At 72.6% G+C, this 17,565-nt stretch carries 12 protein-coding genes; 7 read left to right on the top strand and 5 right to left on the bottom strand.

Annotation, left to right across the window (positions count from 1 at the left end):
* The first annotated feature begins 61 nt into the window (after positions 1–61).
* Together M4486_RS06475 and hisF are read left to right on the top strand one after the other, a co-directional pair.
* Positions 62–2,128, top strand: coding sequence for a DNA gyrase/topoisomerase IV subunit B (locus M4486_RS06475; protein WP_249481084.1), 2,067 nt, complete (start codon positions 62–64; stop codon positions 2,126–2,128).
* On the top strand, positions 2,125–2,910 hold the full coding sequence (gene hisF, locus M4486_RS06470; RefSeq protein WP_249480333.1) for an imidazole glycerol phosphate synthase subunit HisF: 786 nt from the start codon (positions 2,125–2,127) through the stop codon (positions 2,908–2,910). The genes M4486_RS06475 and hisF overlap by 4 nt, the downstream gene beginning before the upstream one ends.
* 80 nt (positions 2,911–2,990) lie before the next feature.
* Here hisF and M4486_RS06465 read toward each other — a convergent pair whose 3' ends face one another.
* From M4486_RS06465 to M4486_RS06455, 3 genes are all read right to left on the bottom strand, one after another.
* Positions 2,991–3,902 carry a D-hexose-6-phosphate mutarotase gene (locus M4486_RS06465; protein WP_249480332.1) on the bottom strand — a complete coding sequence of 304 codons (912 nt, stop codon included), beginning with the start codon at positions 3,900–3,902 and terminating at the stop codon, positions 2,991–2,993.
* Positions 3,903–3,983: 81 nt separating this feature from the next.
* Positions 3,984–4,916, bottom strand: coding sequence for a hypothetical protein (locus M4486_RS06460; RefSeq protein WP_249480331.1), 933 nt, complete (start codon positions 4,914–4,916; stop codon positions 3,984–3,986).
* Positions 4,917–4,955: 39 nt separating this feature from the next.
* Positions 4,956–5,888, bottom strand: a complete 933-nt coding sequence (locus M4486_RS06455) for a hypothetical protein (RefSeq protein WP_249480330.1) — start codon at positions 5,886–5,888, stop codon at positions 4,956–4,958.
* Positions 5,889–6,042: 154 nt separating this feature from the next.
* Here M4486_RS06455 and M4486_RS06450 point away from each other — a divergent pair, with 154 nt between their 5' ends.
* Together M4486_RS06450 and M4486_RS06445 are read left to right on the top strand one after the other, a co-directional pair.
* On the top strand, positions 6,043–7,263 hold the full coding sequence (locus M4486_RS06450) for a WXG100 family type VII secretion target (protein ID WP_249480329.1): 1,221 nt from the start codon (positions 6,043–6,045) through the stop codon (positions 7,261–7,263).
* Between the two features lie 48 nt (positions 7,264–7,311).
* The gene (locus M4486_RS06445) at positions 7,312–8,541 is read left to right on the top strand and encodes a hypothetical protein (RefSeq protein ID WP_249480328.1); all 1,230 of its coding nucleotides are present in this window, start codon (positions 7,312–7,314) and stop codon (positions 8,539–8,541) included.
* A gap of 91 nt (positions 8,542–8,632) precedes the next feature.
* Here M4486_RS06445 and M4486_RS06440 read toward each other — a convergent pair whose 3' ends face one another.
* Positions 8,633–11,098 (bottom strand): DNA gyrase/topoisomerase IV subunit A, encoded by a 2,466-nt coding sequence (locus M4486_RS06440; RefSeq protein WP_249480327.1) that lies wholly within the window; start codon positions 11,096–11,098, stop codon positions 8,633–8,635.
* Positions 11,099–11,267: 169 nt separating this feature from the next.
* On the opposite strand from M4486_RS06440, the gene M4486_RS06435 reads away from it, so the two are divergent.
* The 3 genes from M4486_RS06435 (at position 11,268) to M4486_RS06425 (ending at position 15,854) form a co-directional block, all read left to right on the top strand.
* Positions 11,268–14,033, top strand: a complete 2,766-nt coding sequence (locus M4486_RS06435; RefSeq protein ID WP_249480326.1) for a GNAT family N-acetyltransferase — start codon at positions 11,268–11,270, stop codon at positions 14,031–14,033.
* Positions 14,034–14,109: 76 nt separating this feature from the next.
* Positions 14,110–14,682 (top strand): DUF5998 family protein, encoded by a 573-nt coding sequence (locus M4486_RS06430; RefSeq protein ID WP_228358564.1) that lies wholly within the window; start codon positions 14,110–14,112, stop codon positions 14,680–14,682.
* On the top strand, positions 14,679–15,854 hold the full coding sequence (locus M4486_RS06425) for an alkaline phosphatase family protein (RefSeq protein WP_249480325.1): 1,176 nt from the start codon (positions 14,679–14,681) through the stop codon (positions 15,852–15,854). The genes M4486_RS06430 and M4486_RS06425 overlap by 4 nt, the downstream gene beginning before the upstream one ends.
* A 41-nt stretch (positions 15,855–15,895) precedes the next feature.
* Here M4486_RS06425 and sepH read toward each other — a convergent pair whose 3' ends face one another.
* Positions 15,896–17,362: a septation protein SepH gene (gene sepH / locus M4486_RS06420; protein ID WP_249480324.1), complete on the bottom strand. Its 1,467-nt coding sequence runs from the start codon at positions 17,360–17,362 to the stop codon at positions 15,896–15,898.
* Between the last annotated feature and the right edge of the window lie 203 nt (positions 17,363–17,565).

The raw sequence follows: 17,565 nt of genomic DNA, 5'->3' as shown, positions 1-17,565 counted from the left end.
GACGAAGGCCCCCGCGAAGACCGCCTCGAAGCAGGCGGCCTACGACGCCCGCCATCTGCAGGTGCTCGAGGGCCTCGAGGCCGTCCGCAAGCGCCCGGGCATGTACATCGGGTCGACGGACTCGCGCGGCCTCATGCACTGCCTGTGGGAGATCCTCGACAACTCCGTGGACGAGGCCCTGGGCGGCAACGGCGAGAGCATCGAGGTCATCCTCCACGAGGACGCCTCCGTCGAGGTCCGCGACTCCGGGCGCGGCGTGCCCGTCGACACCGAGCCGCGCACGGGCCTGACCGGCGTCGAGGTCGTCTACACGAAGCTGCACGCGGGCGGGAAGTTCGGCGGCGGCTCCTACGCCGCCTCGGGCGGCCTGCACGGCGTGGGCGCGAGCGTCGTCAACGCGCTGTCGGCCCGCCTCGACGTCGAGGTCGACCGCGCCGGGGTCACCTATGCCATGAGCTTCCAGCGCGGCGTCCCGGGCGTCTTCGCCGACGGGGCCGACGGGCCGGGGCCCGACGCCCCGTTCACCGCCGCCGACGGCCCCGCCGAGCTGCGCAGGGTCGGGAAGGTCAAGCGCGGCGTCTCGGGCACCCGCGTGCGCTACTGGGCCGATCCCCAGATCTTCATCAAGGGCTCCCACTTCTCGAGCGAGGAGCTCGTGCGCCGTGCGCGCCAGACCGCGTTCCTGGTGCCGGGCCTGGGGATCACGATCTCGGACCGTCGGCCCGAGCGCAGCCCCGATCAGGACGAGGAGCGCTCCTTCCGCTACGACGGCGGCATCTCCGAGTTCGTCGAGTACCTCGCGCAGGACCAGAAGATCACCGACGTGATCCGCCTGCAGGGCAGCGGCGACTACACGGAGACCATCCCCGTGCTCGACTCCAAGGGCCACATGGTCTCCAAGGACGTCGACCGCACGTGCGAGGTCGATGTCGCGCTGCGCTGGGGCGCCGACTACGACACCACCCTGCGGTCCTTCGTGAACATCGTGGCGACCCCCAAGGGCGGCACCCACACCTCCGGCTTCGAGCAGGCGCTGCTGAAGACGCTGCGCAAGCAGGTCGAGAACCAGGCGCGCCGCGTGAAGTTCAACGCGAAGAACGAGAAGATCGAGAAGGACGACGCGCTCGCGGGACTGACGGCCGTGGTCACCGTGCGCCTCGAGGAGCCGCAGTTCGAGGGCCAGACGAAGGAGGTGCTGGGCACCCCCGCGGTGCGCCAGATCGTCTCCAAGGTCGTCGAGCAGCAGCTCACCGGCTTCCTCACCTCCACCAAGAAGGAGGAGAAGGAGCAGGGAGCGCTCGTCGTGGACAAGGTGGTCTCCGAGATGCGCGCCCGCATCGCCGCGCGCATGCACAAGGAGGTCTCCCGCCGCAAGAACGCCCTGGAGTCCTCGACGATGCCCACGAAGCTCGCCGACTGCCGCTCGACCGACGTCGAGCGCTCCGAGCTGTTCATCGTCGAGGGCGACAGCGCACTGGGCACCGCGAAGAACGCGCGCAACTCCGAGTTCCAGGCGCTGCTGCCGATCCGCGGCAAGATCCTGAACGTCCAGAAGGCCTCGATCACCGACATGCTCAAGAACACCGAGTGCGCGGCGATCATCCAGGTGCTCGGCGCGGGATCCGGGCGCACCTTCGACCTCGAGCAGGCGCGCTACGGGAAGATCATCATGATGAGCGACGCCGACGTCGACGGCGCCCACATCCGCACCCTGCTGCTGACCCTCTTCCACCGCTACATGCGGCCCATGCTCGAGGCCGGGCGGATCTTCGCCGCCGTGCCGCCCCTGCACCGCGTGGAGATCATCCACGGCGGCAAGAAGAAGAACGAGTACGTCTACACGTACTCGGAGAACGAGCTGAACCGCCTGCTGAAGAGCCTGGACAAGCGCGGCAAGCGGTACAAGGAGCCGATCCAGCGCTACAAGGGCCTGGGGGAGATGGACGACGACCAGCTCGCCGACACCACCATGGACCCGCGCCACCGCACCCTGCGCCGCGTGCGCATCGAGGACGCGGAGGCCGCCGCCTCGATGTTCGACCTGCTCATGGGCAGCGACGTCGCCCCGCGCAAGCAGTTCATCATCGAGGGCGCCGAGGAGCTGGACCGCGAGAGGATCGACGCATGAGCCTCGCCGTCCGCGTCATCCCCTGCCTGGACGTGGACGACGGCCGCGTCGTCAAGGGCGTGAACTTCCAGGGCCTGCGCGATGCGGGAGATCCTGTCGAGCTCGCCCGCCGCTACGGCGAGGAGGGAGCCGACGAGCTCACCTTCCTCGACGTGAGCGCCTCTGCGAGCGGACGCGGCACCATGCTCGACGTGGTGCGGCGCACCGCCGAGCAGGTGCTGATCCCACTCACCGTGGGCGGGGGAGTGCGCTCGGCGGAGGACGTCGACCAGCTGCTGCGCGCCGGAGCCGACAAGGTCGGCGTGAACACCGCCGCCATCGCCCGGCCGCAGGTGATCACGGAGATCGCCGAGCGCTTCGGCAACCAGGTGCTCGTGCTCTCGGCCGACGTCCGCCGTGTCACCGAGGAGACGCCCGACGGCCCCGCGCGCTCCGGCTCGGGCTTCGAGGTCACCACCCACGGCGGCCGCCGCGGCACCGGCATCGACGCGATCGCCTGGATCGCCGAGGCCGCGCAGCGCGGCGCCGGCGAGATCCTGCTGAACTCGATGGACGCCGACGGCACCACCAGCGGCTTCGACCTCGAGCTGATCCGCGCCGCCCGTGCGGCGGCGGACGTGCCGCTCATCGCCTCGGGCGGTGCGGGCCACGCGGAGGACTTCCCGCCGGCGGTGCGGGCGGGCGCCGACGCCGTGCTCGCCGCGAGCGTCTTCCACTTCGGCACCCTCACCATCGGCCAGGCGAAGGAAGCCCTCGCGGCCGACGGTCTGCCCGTCCGCTGACGGCACCCGTCGGGTGACCGCGCGGATCCGACGACGGCCGGTCTCCGCGCCCGCCGAGCAGGCGCTCCGAGCGTCCGGGCTCAGCTCCGAGCGACCTCGTAGCGCGCCTTGAGGCAGTGGGTCGCGCCGGGGGCGAGGGAGACGAAGCCGTCCTTGGCGACGGCGGTCTCCACGCACACGAACTGCTTCCATGCATCGAGCGGCATGTCGTCGAGGTGCGCGGCGCCGTCGCTGAACGGGTTCCACAGCACGGTGCGGCTCGAGCCGTGCGGGCTCACCACGATGTCGCGCTCGAGCACCGGGTCGTGCACGGTGACGGGACCGGAGACCTCGTACACCCGGTCCACGGGGCCGTCGATCTCGGGCTCGCCCTCCTGCACGGCCGGCGTGAGGTCACGGAGGTTGTCGAGATAGGAGGCGCCGGCGAGGCCGGTGAAGCGCGCCGCCTCGACGTCGCCCACGGAGAGATACGTGTGCAGGGCGGCCTCGAGCTCGAGAGGCTCGTCGCCGGCGGTCACGTCCAGACGCACCTGGAGATGATCCGCGCCGATCACGAACTGCACCTGCGCGGCGATGCCCTGCCCGGAGGGATCCGCCCCCTCGAGGCCCAGGGTGATCGCGACGGAGTCCGAATGCACCACGTCCGCGTCCTCGTCGGCCCAGCCGTGGAAGTGCTCGCCCGCGACGACCTCCCAGCGGTGGTTGCGCAGCCAGCCGTGGGAGGGCGTGGTGCGCCCGTCGCGGCCGGGCCCGAACCAGGGGCCGATCAGCGGGATGCCGCCGCGGATCGGCTCGCCCTCCGCGTAGACCGCGTCGGGGCTGGTCCACAGCACGTCGTCCTCGCCGTCGGGCACCCAGGAGGTCAGGTGGGCGCCGTCGAGGTGGATGACGGCGGAGCAGGCCGGGATGTCCACCACGAGCGCGGGCGTGCCGTGCAGGTCCTCGAGGGTGACTCCCTGGGGCAGGTCTTCGGGGCTGGTCGTGGTGCTCATGCCCCTATGGTCGCACCGTTTCGGCCCGTGGGTGCAGGGGTGGGGACCAATCCGTCCGGAGCGTCCGGTGCCCGGGTCCCGTCAGGAGCTGCGGACGAGCCGGACGGCCTCGTCGACGGCGGCGGCGAAACGGATGTCGGCCGGGCGCGGCGGCTCCGTCCGGGGGGAGTCGGGAGAGGGGATCTCCTCCTCGCCGATGAGGACGACGTCCGGGGTCCGACGGGCCGGATCTCCCAGTCTCGCCCCGCGCACCTCCGCGGCCGGCCACTGCCGGCGCACGCGGTAGGCCATCTCGCCCTGCATCTCGAGGAATCTGCGGTCGGTCATCACCCAGATGCGCTTCGCGTCCATGAAGGTCTGATCGGTGCCGCGGGTGTCGAGGGCGAGCCCCTTGTCCCAGCGCTGGGCGGCGAGCGGCACCTCGTCCGGGTCGAGGCGGGCGATGATGTCCGTCGCCTCTCCGGCGACGCTGCTGCCGTCCCGACCCCGCAGGAACTCGAGGGCCTCGAGCCGGGGGTCCATGCGTCGTGGCGTGATCCCGGTGATCTGCTGCCAGTGCTCGGCGAGGGAACCGCCCCGGGAGAGGACGTCGAGAGCGGCCTGCGCGCGGCGGACGACGTCCTTGGCGCCGGCACGGCTGCGATCGGCCACGTCCAGGTCCGTGCCGTCTCGGAAGCGCACGCGGATGCCGCGCAGGCCCTTCCGCGAGATGTCGGTGACCTGGTCCCATGTCCACTCGCGATGCTCGGTGGGCAGCTGCGTCGTGAGCTCGCCGTGCTGGCGGTGGACCATGATCCGACGGTCGGTGAGGATGAGCGGTCGCATCTGGCGCAGCGGAGCGGCGACCGCGATCGTGAGCTCGCCGGGCGCCATGAGCAGGTCCGGCAGGAACCAGATCTCCCAGGGAGTGATGGTGTGTGCGGAGGTCCGCGTCAACCGGTCGGAGCAGATGTCCCGCAGGCAGCGCGCGCTGTCGAGATTGCGCAGAGCGTGCTGGGGATAGGCGACGGGCATGACGGTGATGATACGTACGACGGGATCACCCCCGGCGGATCATCCGCGGCGGATCGCCTCGACGGCCTCGTTGATGGCCGAGACCGCCCGGATGTCGCTCATCGTGGGCCTCTCGACGCTGGGTGCGCTGGGGAAGGGGATCTCGCCGGCGGTCGTGATCAGGGTGTCGGTCGTGCGGCGCTCCGTGTCCCGCAGGCGCGCTCCGAGGATGTCGCGGGCGTCCCACTGGCGGCTCACCCGGAAGGACGTGTCCCCCTGGAGCTCGAGCAGGCGGCGGTCGGTCATCACCCAGATCCGGGTGCCCTGGGCGAGGAGCTCGTCCGTGCCGCTGCTGTTGACCGTGAGGCCCCGGCTCCACTGCTGCGCCGAGAGGGGTACCTCGTCCCGCTCCAGCGCCTTCATGATGTGCCAGCTGTTCCCGGAGACGGAGCTCGTGTCCCTGCCGCGCAGATACTCGAGAGCCTCTATGCGGGGATCGCGGGACTGCGGCGTCATCCCGGTGATGCCCTGCCAGTTCTCTCGCAGCGACCCGCCGGCGCGGTGGACGTCGAGGGCTCGACGCAGTCGTTCGACGACGTTCTTCGCGACGGAGCGCTTCCTGTCCCGCACGATCGTGCGGCTGCCGTCCTTCCACCCGAGTCGGATGCCCGTCCACCCCGTCGACCCGACCTCGGCGAGCTGGTCCCACGACCACTCCTGATGCACGAGCGGGGCGTTGTGGAGGTAGCCGCCGTGCTCCCGGTGGAGCATGATCCGCCTATCGGTGGCGAACAGCGGCATGATCGGCTTCGTCGGTGCGGCGACGGCGATCGTCAGCTCGCCGGGGGCGAACGAGCGCTCGGGGACGAACCAGATCTCCCAGGGCGTGAGCGTCGGCCTCATCGACCTCCGCATCCTGTCGTCGCACACGTCGTACAGGCATCGGGCGCTGGGCAGGTTGCGCAGGGCGCTCTGGGGGAAGGCGACGGGCATGACGGCGATGATACGCACGGAAGTACCCGAGATCCGCTCCTCGAGCATGGGGACTTCTCCCCATCGCCGGTCCCCAGTGCTCACGGCTAGCCTCAGCACCGCGGTGGTCGCGGCCGCGACGTCCGCGGCACGGAAGACGACGGAGGGGACACGCATGACGAGCTTCTGGGGTGCCAATACGGAGCTGCTGCGCGACTTCGCCTCCACGGTCTCGGACCGAGCAGGGGACCTGGGCAGGATCCGAGCCGACATCGGCGGCACCGTGGCCACCGCGGCATGGGAGGGGCCCGACGCCGAGAGCTTCCGCAGCGACTGGGTGCGCACGAGCAGCACCATGGGACAGGTCGAGGAGAAGCTGCGGGCGCGCTCCGAGGAGCTGATCCGGCATGCCGACGAGCAGGATCGCGCCTCGAGCCCGGACGGCGACGGGACCGGAGATGGCGCGGAGTCCTCGCAGCCGTGGTGGAAGCGCGTGATGGACTTCGGCAGGGGCCTGTGGGACCGGTTGCCGATCACCGCTCTCACGACGCTCTACACGGGAGCCAAGCTGGTCTTCCAGCAGATGAAGAACCTGAAGGAACTCAGCGCGGCCTGGAGAGCGTACCGAGCCGGCAACCAGCAGCTCTGGAAGGACTTCGTCTACGGCAAGACCGTGGGGAAGGTGTTCTCGTCGCTCTGGTCGTGGACGAAGAAGGGCCTGGGCCTGGTCACCGGGGGACTCTCGGACAAGGTCCTGAAGGTCCTCGAGAGCGGCGTCGGGAAGTCCGTGCTGGGGAGGATCTTCTCCGGGACCAGCCAATTCTTCAAGAACGTGGGGGAGGCGTCGAAGGCGATCTACGAGACCGGTCGGACCATCGAGGAGGTGACGAGCGAGTTCGGCAAGTGGGCCACTCGCTTCGGGAAGTTCGCCAACGTCGTCGGTAAGGCCGTCCCCGGGCTGGACATCCTCACCGGCGGATTCGGGCTGGTCAGTGCGATCAAGGACGGTGACACATACGGCGCGATCGCCAACGGGCTGGTCACCGCGGGTGGCGTGGTGGAGGCGATCGGCCTCGCGTGCGACGGAACGGTCTTCGGCGCGCCGGTCGGCGTCGTCCTCAACATCGTCGGCGGCGTCCTGGTCGTGGGCGGCCTGGGTATGGAGCTGGGCCGCGACATCTACCGCAACTGGGACAAGATCACCACGGGCGTGAAGGACAGCGCGTCATGGGTCAAGGACCGCGGCGCCGACGCGGTGGATGCCGCCAAGGACGGCTACCGTGCGGTGTCGTCGAAGGCTCACGAGGTGGCCGACGACATCGGCAACGGCGCCAAGAGCACGATCGACCACGTGAGCAGCGGCGTGGGCAAGGCCATGGACTGGGCCTTCGGCTGATCCCTGCAGCCACGCCCGCCATCGACCGCGACAGCACCAGGAGCAGACATGAGCACGAGCACCGCATGGGAGCCCACCGGAGCCCCCAGCACCGGTCCCGTCTTCGACGAGCGCGACTACTATTGCGCGACCGGCCTGCTGGCCATGGCCGAGGACCGCATCGGCGACCTCCTGGTCCTCACCGACGAGGAGGTCATGGCACTGGACGGCGCGGACCGCCCCACCCTCTCGGCGACACCGCTGCTCGATCTCGCGGGGGAGGGCCTGGACCGGCCCCAGGCGGCGCTCGCCGTGCTGCGCGGCCTCGTGGCCCGCGGCCTGCTGGGGCCGGACACCTTCGATCCCACCTTCCTCAAGGTGTTCGGGAAGGACCTGCCGCCCGAGCGGGTCGCCGCGATCGCCGCGGATGCGGGCATGGCCGACGACTACGTCCTCGCGCCCGCGCTCGCCGGCATCCACTGCCTGCGCCACCGGCCCGATTCCCTGCTCGATGTGCTCGTGACCCGGGGCGCCCGCCGCACCGAGTGGATGTACTACCTGCACGCGGGCGGCGGAGTGCTCGAGGAGAAGATCCTCCAGGACGGCTTCCACGTCTTCTCCCTGCTCCCGCTCACGGATCTGCCGGAGCGCGTCGCTGGACTGATGGATCCGCAGGGCGTGATCGCGCGCGCTGGCGGAGCGGCCGACGCGGACGGCGAGACCTCGGGAACCGATCAGCGGGAGGATTCCGTGCCCGGACGGATCGCGGACCGCACTCTCACTCTCCGACGCGAGGGCGAGGACCCCGCTGAGCTGGGCGAGCTGCCGACGATCTCGGTGCTGAGCGCCTTCGGGGTCTTCCCGGATGACATCGAGGCCGAAGCGCCAAGCGCCCGGGGTGATGCCTCCTGGGACAGCACGGCACCTGGCCTCGAGGACGTCGACCCCGGGACCGCCGAGCCCCGCGGACGGCGGTTGGTGGTCGCCGCAGGGGCCGACGGCGTGTACGGCGCGGCGATCGAGGACGAGAGGCCGGATCTCTTCGACGCCGACGGGACGCTCGTCCTCGACGAGACCACGCGCGAGGAGCTCCTGGGATCGATCCTGATGGCGTCCCCGCTCGCTCGCCTCGAAGGCGAGATCCTGCGCACTGAGCCCGACACCTCGGGACTCTCCCGGGACGGCGACCGCAGCGGCGCCCGCGCCGCGACCCGCGTCATGCTGCAGGTGCTCTCCGAGGCCACCGAGGCCACCGAGGCCGCCGACGCGGCTGCCCGCCCGCGGTCCGACGCCGACTGAGCAGCGGGGCGGAGGGTCGAGGCCGACGCCGACGGGCCGACGCTCCCCGCCACCAGGCGGCAGCCGGCCCGACGGCCGGACGGCCGGCCCGTCAGCCGACGGCGGCGATCGGGACCGCGACCGGAGAGCCCGAGCCGTCGCGCCGCCCGACGGGGCCGGGCAGGTCCACGGGCTGGCCGGCCTCGGAGCAGGCACGGGCGGGGGAATTGACGGCCCAGGCGCCGATCAACGCGTCCTCGCCCCGCAGGAAGCGGTGGCAGCGCACGCCGCCGGTCGCACGGCCCTTCGCCGGGTACTCGGTGAAGGCGCTGACCTTCAGAGATCCCGTCTGGGTCATCGGCAGCGCGCCCGAGGTGCCGGAGATCGTCACGACCTCCGCCTCGCGGGTGACGTCGACAGCCCCGAAGGAGACCACGTGCGCGCCCTCGGCGAGCTTGATGCCGGCGACGCCGCCCGCGCCGCGGCCCTGCGGCCGCACCCCTGCGGCGGGGAAGTGCAGCAGGTGGGCGTCGGAGGTGATGAGGACCAGGTCGGTGTCGCCCGCCGCGGAGTCCTCGGGCAGGTCCACGACCCCCACGACCTCGTCACGATCCTTGAGCGAGATGATCTCGAAGCCGTCGCCGCGCGGGAAGTCGAGCGTCACCCGCTTGACGATGCCCTGGCGCGTGCCGAGCGCGAGGCTGCCGCCGCGCTCGAGATCCGCGCCCGCCGCGCGCACGAGCCCGATCACCCTCTCGCCCTTCTCCAGGGTCAGCAGGTCGGAGAGCTTCGTGCCTCCCGCGAGGCTCGGCGGGCCCGCCGTCGGGGCGAGCGCGGGCAGCTCCACGACACCCACGTGCAGCAGGCGCCCGAGGTTGGTCACCGCGCCCACCTGGGAGCGGGCGGTGGTGAGGACGTCGGCGACCACCACGTCGTGCGAGGAGCGGCCGCCCTCGCGGACCACGTCCTCCGCGTCGCTCGTGCGGGCGATGAGCCCGCTGCCGGAGAGCAGCACGCGGCAGGGCTCGTCGGCGACCTCGAGCGGTGCGGCCTGCGAGGTCGCCTGCTGCGACCCCGCCTCCAGGAGCACCGTGCGGCGCGGGGTCCCGTGCTCGGCGGCGACGTGCGCGAGCTCGTCCGAGACGACCTGTCGCAGCAGTTCCTCGGAGTCGAGGATCTCCTCGAGCCGCTCGATCTCGGCGCGCAGCTCGTCGCGCTCGGTCTCGAGCTCGATGCGGGAGAACTTCGTGAGGCGGCGCAGGCGCAGCTCGAGGATGTACTCGGCCTGCGCCTCGGACAGGTCGAAGGCGGCCATCAGGGCGGTGCGGGCGCGCTCGCCGTCGTCGGCCGCACGGATGATCTGGATGACCTCGTCGATGTCGAGGATCGCGATCAGCAGACCCTCGACGAGGTGCAGGCGCTCCTTGCGCTTGCCCAGGCGGTGGGCGGTGCGCCGGCGCACGACGTCCAGACGGTGCGCGATGAACACCTCGAGCAGCTGCTTGAGGCCGAGGGTGCGCGGCTGCCCCTCGACGAGCGTCACGTTGTTGATGCCGAAGGACTCCTCCATCGGCGTGAAGCGGTAGAGCTGCTGCAGCACCGCGTCCGGGTTGAAGCCCGACTTCACCGTGAGCTCGAGGCGCAGCCCGTGGCGGCGGTCGGTGAGGTCCTGGTAGTTGCTGATGCCCTGGACCTTCTTGGACTGCACGGCGTCGCGCAGCTTCTCGGCGAAGCGCTCGGGCCCCACCTGGTAGGGCAGCTCGGTGACGATGATGCCCTTCTTGCGGCTGGTGATGTTCTCGACCTTGGTGGTCGCGCGCATCTTGAAGGAGCCGCGTCCTGTGCGGTACGCGTCGCGCACGCCGTCGAGGCCCACGATCCGCCCGCCCGTGGGCAGGTCCGGGCCGGGGACCAGGCGCATGAGGTCCTCGAGGTCGGCGTCGGGGTGGGTGATCAGGTGGCGGGCCGCCGCGATGACCTCCACCAGGTTGTGGGGCGCCATGTTCGTGGCCATGCCGACGGCGATCCCCGAAGCACCGTTGACCAGGAGGTTCGGATACTGCGCAGGGAGCACGGAGGGCTGCAGCAGCTGGTTGTCGTAGTTCGGGATCATCTCGACGACGTCCTCGTCGAGCGAGGCCGTCATGAGCTGCGCGGCCTTCGCCATGCGCGCCTCGGTGTAGCGGGCGGCGGCCGGGCCGTTGTCGAGCGAGCCGAAGTTGCCGTGGCCGTCCACGAGCGGCATGCGCATCGAGAAGCTCTGCGCCATGCGCACCAGGGCGTCGTAGATCGCGCTGTCGCCGTGGGGGTGGAGCTTGCCCATCACCTCGCCGACCACGCGCTGGCTCTTGACGTGCCCGCGATCGGGGCGCAGCCCCATGTCGTCCATCATGTAGAGGATCCGGCGCTGGACCGGCTTCAGGCCGTCGCGGGCATCGGGCAGGGCGCGCGCGTAGATGACGGAGTACGCGTACTCGAGGTACGAGGTCTCCATCTCGCTGGTGACGTCGACATCGACGACGACGCCGTCGATGTTCTCGTCCTCATCGCTGCCTGCGGTGCTGCTGCGTCGTGCCATGACGTTCATCCTGCCGTATCCGTGCCCAGGAACCGTGCAGGCGGGGGCGGTGATGTCGCCGACGCCGCGGCCGCGGTGCCCGCTCGCGCGGCCGGCGGGGCCTCCCGCCGAGGACCGTCGGGACCATGGACCCGCACTCGGGACGGCGGGCGCTCAGTATGATCGGGGCATGGGAGCACGACGCGACGCGGGCTCCGGCGCGGGCGCCGGGGCGACCGCGGCCTCCGCCGCCTACCCCGCCCACTGGGAGGCGGACATCGCGCTCAGCGACGGCAGCGCCGCCCACCTGCGGCCCATCCTCCCGAGCGACGCCGACGCCCTCCAGCGCTTCCACACCGCGCAGTCCGAGCACTCCCGGTACCTGCGCTTCTTCGCCCCGATGCCGGAGCTCTCCCCGCGGGACCTCACACGCTTCACGGTCGTGGACCACCGCGACCGCGTCGCCCTGATCGTGCTCATCGGCGAGGACATCGTGGCCGTCGGCCGCTTCGACCGCCTCGAGGGCACCTCCGAGGCCGAGGTCGCCTTCAACGTGGCCGATTCCCAGCAGGGCAAGGGCCTGGGATCCGTGCTCCTGGAGCACCTCGCCGCTGCCGCGCGCGAGCGCGGGGTCGCCACGTTCGTGGCGGACGTGCTCCCGCAGAACAGCCGGATGATCAACGTGTTCACCGACGCGGGCTTCGACGTGCGCCGCACCTACGACGACGGCGTGGTCGTCGTCGAGTTCAGCATCGACCCCACCGAGCGCTCCCGCGCCGTGATCGCCGAGCGCGAGCACCGTGCGGAGGCCCGCGCCATGGAGCGCATGCTGCACCCCGCCTCCCTCGCCGTGCTCGGGGTCTCCTCCCATCGCGACTCGATGGGCGGGAGGATCCTGCGGCACATCGAGCAGGCCGGCTACGACGGCGAGCTGCACGTGGTCGCCAGGGACGCCCTCGAGCTGCAGGGACACAGCACCTATTCCCGGATCGCCGATGTCCCCGGGCCCGTCGATCTCGCCGTCATCGCCCTCGCGCGCGCCGAGGACTGCATCGCCGCGGTCGAGGAGTGCGGGCGCGCCGGGGTGCGCGCCGTGCTGCTGCCCACCGAGGCCTTCGCCGAGACCTCGGGGAGCGGGGCGGCCGGCGGTCGCGGGGCCGATCCGTCGGGCGCGGGGGAGAGGCCCTCCCTGCAGCGCCGTCTGGTCGGCGCGGCGCGCCGCGAGGGCGTGCGCGTCCTGGGTCCCGGCTCCCTCGGGTTCCTGCGCACCGGGGAGCACTCCCTGAACGCCTCCCTCGTCCCGCACCTCCCGCGCGCGGGAGGCGTCGCGCTCGCCGGCCAGTCCGGGGCGCTCTCGGCGATGCTGCTGGGCGGCGTCGAGTCCCGCGGCATCGGCGTGCACGAGTTCGTGTCCGTGGGCAACCGCGCCGACGTCTCCCTCAACGACACCCTCCAGCACTGGCAGGACGACGAGGACGTGCGCGTCATCGCGCTCTCGCTCGAGTCCATGGGCAACCCCCGCAAGTTCACGCGCATCGCGCGGCGGATCACGCGGAAGAGGCCGCTCGTGGTGCTGCGCCCGCCGGGGACCACCACGGCGGCCCCTCCCGGGCACGACGTGCGCTCGTCCCAGCTGCCCCGACGGGCGCTGGACCAGGTGCTGCTCTCCGCCGGGGTCGTGCCGACCCTCAGCGTCGACCAGCTCACGGACGTCGTCGACGCCCTCGACCGCCAGGGCGTGCCGCCCGGAGACCGCGTCGGGCTGCTCGCGAACACGGCGGCGCTCGGGGAGTCGCTGCGGGGCGCGGCCGACGCGGCCGGGCTGCGCGTCGTGCGCGACGAGCGACGCGCCCTGCTGAGCACGGACCCCCGCTTCGTCGAGCGCGCCTTCACCTCGCTCGCGGCGCTCGGCGAGGTGGACGTGGTGGTCCTCGCCGTCCTCGACGCCCTGGGCGAGGATCTCTCCGCCTCCCTGGCGCGGATGGCGCGCACCGCCCGCGGGGCCGACGTGCGCCTGGTGGTGTGCGCGGTGACCGACCTCGACCGCTTCGAGTCCCTCGAGCGGGCCACCCGCGCCGACGACGAGATGCCGCCGCTGCACCCCACGCCGGTGCTCGCCGTGCGCGCGGCCGCGGGCATGCTCGCCGCCCGGCGCGGCGCCGTCGGCGGGGACGAGCCCGCCTTGCGCGAGGGCATCGACCGGGAGGCGGCCCGCCGCATCGTCCAGACGGAGATCTCCGCGCCCGGGGCCCCGGGGACGGCGCCCCGCGCGCTCGACCAGGAGCGCACCTCGGCCCTGCTCGAGACCTACGGCCTGCACCTGCTGCCCTCCCGCACCGTCGCCGATGCCGACGACGCCGTGCGCGCCGCCTCGGAGATCGGGTATCCCATCGCCCTCAAGAGCACCGACCCCGTGCTCAGCCACCGCAGCGACCTCGGCGGGGTGCGCCTGGACATCCCCGACGCCGTGCAGCTGCGCCACGCCTTCGCCGCCATGCGCCGCGACCTCGCCTTCTCGAGCGCCGACCTCGCCGTCCAGGCGATGGCGCCCCCCGGTATCCCGGTCGTGGTGCGCAGCGTGGAGGACCCGTCCCTGGGGCCCGTGCTCGCCTTCTCCCTGGCGGGGGACGCGACCGACCTCCTCGACGACGTCGCCTACGCGATCCCGCCGCTCGACGACGAGTCGGTGACCCGGCTCATCGACGGCCCCGCGACCTCCGTGAAGCTCCGCGGCCACCTGGGACTGCCGGCCGCGGACCGCGCCCGGCTCGAGGACCTCGTGATCCGCGTGGGCCTCATGGCGGAGGACCTGCCCGAGCTGCACTCCCTCGTGCTGCACCCCGTGGTGGTCGGCCGCGGAGGGTGCACGATCATCGGCGCCCGCGCCGAGGTCGCCCAGGCGCCCAACCGCACCGACAGCCTGCGCCGCACCCTGAGCGGGCCCGCGAGCGCCTGAGAGCACCCGGCCGGGCGTGCGCGAGCGGTCACGGGCGCGGTCACGGGCCGCGTGCACGCGTGGAAGGATGGACCCCATGTCCACCGCACTTCCCACGGATCTCCTCGGCGAGCTCGAGAGCGCCGGGTACTTCCCGCAGACCGCCGCCGCCTGCGTGCAGCGCGCCCTGCGCGCGGCGCCGGTGCGCGCCCACCTGGTGCGGCCCGAGACCACCTTCGACGGGCCCGAGGTGCGGCGCCACCTCACGGTCCTCGTGATCACCGACCGCCACCTCGTGGTCACCCATCTCGACGACGATCCGGCCGACGAGCTCAACCCCAGCCAGGTCGTCTCCACGACCGAGCGCGTGCGCCTGGACCGTGTGCACACCACGGGCATGTCCCAGGTGTTCGACTCCGACGGCACGCGGGTGCGCGGCAGCGAGGCCGAGGTCACCCTCGCGGTCACCTGGGGCGGCAGTCGGCGCCTGGACGTCGAGCGGGCCTGGTGCGACGACCCCGAGTGCCAGGCGGAGCACGGCTGGAGCGGCACTCTCGCGCCCGCCGATCTCGCGCTGCGCGTGAGCGCGCTCGCCGACGGCCAGGACGCCGTCGACGCGGCCGTGCGCTTCCACGACCGCCTGCTGGACGCGATCGACGCCGTCGGATGACCCCGGCAGGCGACGCCTCCGCCTCCCCCCGCGGGGACCGGGCCGGGACGACCTTCCCGTCGGCCCCCGACCTGCTGTCCGCGCCGTTCGCGGGCGGCGCCCGCCCGGGCCAGCTCGACATCGTCCCGCCCCTGCTCGCGCGGGCCGACGGCGGGCGCGACCTCGTGGTCCTCGTGGACGGGCTGGGCAGCGAGCTGCTCGAGGAGCACCTCGCGCTCACCCCGACCCTGCGCCGACTGCGCGACGAGGTGCGCACGGTGCGCACCGTCGCCCCGTCGACGACCGCGACCGCGATGACCTCCCTGATCACGGGCCTCGCACCGCTCGAGCACGGAGTCCTCGGCTACCTCACCCGGGACCCGCGCAGCGGCCGGGCCGTCAATCAGCTCACGGGCGCCGCGGGCATCGATCCTGCGCAGTGGATGCCGTGCCCCGTGCCCGCCGAGAGGACACGGCGGCGCGCCCTCCAGGTCGCCCCCGCGAAGCACGCCGGCAGCCTGCTCACCGGGAGCGCCTTCCGCGGCTGGGAGTTCTTCGCGCAGGCCGAGCGCGGTGACCGGACGGGAGCGGCCCTCGCGGCCCTGCGCGCGGGCGGCGACGACGCGCTCGTGCATCTGCACGTGGACGACGTCGACCACGCCGGCCACAAGCACGGGGTGGACTCGGACGCCTGGCGCGACGCGCTGGCCGGCGCGGACTCCCTGATCGGGACGCTGCTGCGGCGCGCGCCCACGGGAACGCGCGTCCACGTCACAGCCGACCACGGCATGGTCGACACCGCCCCCGAGCGCACGATCGACCTCGCCCGCGTGCCCCAGGTGCGCCGCGGCCTCGCGATGGTCGCGGGGGAGCCGCGTGCGCTCGTGCTCTTCGCCCGTCGTCGCGAGGACGCCCCGGCCCTGGTCGAGGCGACGCGGGAGGCGGTGGGGGAGCACGCGGTCGTGCTCTCGCGCGAGGAGATGCTCGGCGCGGGTCTGCTGGGACCTGGGACGTCCCCCTCGATCCCCCCGCACCTCCACGGCCGAGTGGGCGATGCGATCGTGCTGGCGCGCGGGCGATGGGTCGTCGACGACTCGCGTCGTCATGCGTCCTCACGCCGGCCGGAGACCGGCGTGCACGGCTCGCTCACCAGTGCGGAGTCCCTGGTGCCGCTGCTCACCGTGGAGGTGTGAGCGGACCTCGGAGCGACGGAGCCCGGGGACCGGGCCCGACGTCAGTCGTGCTTCGAGCCGAAGACGATCTCGTCCCAGCTGGGGATGCTCGAGCGCTTCGCCCGCGAGGACGACGACTTCTTCTCGCCCTTGCCGGACTTCTTCTCCTTGCTCCCGGAGCGCTGGCCCGTGGCCTTGCCCTGCTGGCCGTCGCCGCCCTCGGGAGCCTGCGCGTCGGAGTCCTCCGCGGGGGAGTAGGCGACGTCGTCGAAGCCCGGAAGGGGAGTCAGGTCCACGGTGTCGTTCGCCGCGGGGGCGACGCCGGAGCCGAGGTCCTTCCCGTCGGAGCCCGAGGCCGCGGACGGCTCGTCCTCCGCTCCGCGATCGCCGGTGGCGACGGACTCCTCGAGCGTGCGCCCCGGGACCACGAGGGGCTCCGGCTCGGCGTCCGTGTCCTCGGCGCCCGAGCCATCGCGCTCCGTGTCGACGTCGCCCTCGGGGCCACCGGTGACCTCGAGGTCCTCGTCATCGGCCGAGGCGCCGCCGTCGACGTCGTCCTCGTCGACGTCCTCCGGCAGGTCCTCGCGGGGGGAGTCGGAGTATTCGCGCAGCGCGTCCTCATCGGCCGAGCGGGTGCTGCGCTCCTCGTCCTCCTCGAGGGTGGACCAGGTCGGCTCGTCGTCCAGGGAGGCGGGGACGGACCGCAGGCCGCGGCGGGCGTTGAGCGCGTCCAGGGCGTCCTCGTCGAAGGCGTCGCCCCGCGCTCCGCGCGCGGAGGGGCCGGAGGATGCTCCGGCTCCGGTCGCGCCGCGCGAGGGGTGGTCCTCGTGGGCAGGGGCCTGGCGGCCGAGGCTGCGCGGCGCCGTGCGACGAGGACGGGCGGAGGCGCCGTCGACGTCGGACTCCTGGTCGTAGACGGAGCTCTTGAGCGAGGTGAGTCGCGCGCGACCCGCGACGGGCTGGTCGAGCGCGTCGTCGTCGAGGCTCAGCCAGCGGGCCTCGTCGTCCTCCGCGACCACGACCTGGCGGGTCATGTCGGCGATCCAGTGCGCCTCGCGATCCCGGCCGCCGGAGCGGAAGACCAGTTCGAGGTTCCAGGTGCCGTCCGGCAGGCGCCAGGCGTCCCAGCGCAGGCCCTCGAGGGCCTGCCGGGCGGCCAGCCGTTCGGTGACGATCTCGTCGAGGACCGGGCCGCCGGAGCGGTCGACCTTGAAGGTGCGGGCGCGCTCGGCGGTGAAGCCGCGCTCGGCGAGGACGGGGCCCTCGTAGCGGCGCACGTGCTCCACGTCGATCGAGGCCATCTCGGAGATCTCGTCGGCCGTGCGGCCCCCGCGCAGCAGCGCCTGGATCTCGCGCGGGCGCAGCGCCGTCGCCTCCGAGGACTGGATCAGCCCCAGGGCCGGTCGGTCGCGGCGCACGGCCGCGCGCAGCGCCTCGTCGATCCTCAGCGTGTACTGCTCGCCGTCGAGATCGCGCAGGACGATGTGCTCGCCGTCGTCATGGATCCCGTCGAGCTCGAGCTCTCGCATCGTGGTCCTCTCCCGTCGCAGCATGGTCCGCGACGTGATCAGATCATAGATCGCGCCCGGCCCGCGACCTCGGCGGACGCGCCCGCCGGACCCGGTCGGATCCTCCGTGTTGTGATATGACACCCGCTCTGCAATAATCGCGCCGCATCCGGCGTGGACAACACCGAGGGGCACGCCGGGGGAGCTGACAGCCATGCAGGCCA

The organism is Brachybacterium kimchii (assembly GCF_023373525.1).
Classification (GTDB): domain Bacteria; phylum Actinomycetota; class Actinomycetes; order Actinomycetales; family Dermabacteraceae; genus Brachybacterium; species Brachybacterium kimchii.
This window is presented reverse-complemented; position numbering and strand designations above follow the sequence as displayed.

Bases quoted from the DNA above. Each gene is read 5' to 3' on its own strand.
- hisF (WP_249480333.1), top strand. From the start codon at position 2,125: ATGAGCCTCGCCGTCCGCGTCATCCCCTGCCTGGACGTGGACGACGGC.
- M4486_RS06465 (WP_249480332.1), bottom strand. From the start codon at position 3,902: ATGAGCACCACGACCAGCCCCGAAGACCTGCCCCAGGGAGTCACCCTC.
- M4486_RS06440 (WP_249480327.1), bottom strand. From the start codon at position 11,098: ATGGCACGACGCAGCAGCACCGCAGGCAGCGATGAGGACGAGAACATC.
- M4486_RS06430 (WP_228358564.1), top strand. From the start codon at position 14,110: ATGTCCACCGCACTTCCCACGGATCTCCTCGGCGAGCTCGAGAGCGCC.
- M4486_RS06460 (WP_249480331.1), bottom strand. From the start codon at position 4,916: ATGCCCGTCGCCTATCCCCAGCACGCTCTGCGCAATCTCGACAGCGCG.
- M4486_RS06455 (WP_249480330.1), bottom strand. From the start codon at position 5,888: ATGCCCGTCGCCTTCCCCCAGAGCGCCCTGCGCAACCTGCCCAGCGCC.
- M4486_RS06425 (WP_249480325.1), top strand. From the start codon at position 14,679: ATGACCCCGGCAGGCGACGCCTCCGCCTCCCCCCGCGGGGACCGGGCC.
- M4486_RS06450 (WP_249480329.1), top strand. From the start codon at position 6,043: ATGACGAGCTTCTGGGGTGCCAATACGGAGCTGCTGCGCGACTTCGCC.
- M4486_RS06435 (WP_249480326.1), top strand. From the start codon at position 11,268: ATGGGAGCACGACGCGACGCGGGCTCCGGCGCGGGCGCCGGGGCGACC.
- sepH (WP_249480324.1), bottom strand. From the start codon at position 17,362: ATGCGAGAGCTCGAGCTCGACGGGATCCATGACGACGGCGAGCACATC.
- M4486_RS06445 (WP_249480328.1), top strand. From the start codon at position 7,312: ATGAGCACGAGCACCGCATGGGAGCCCACCGGAGCCCCCAGCACCGGT.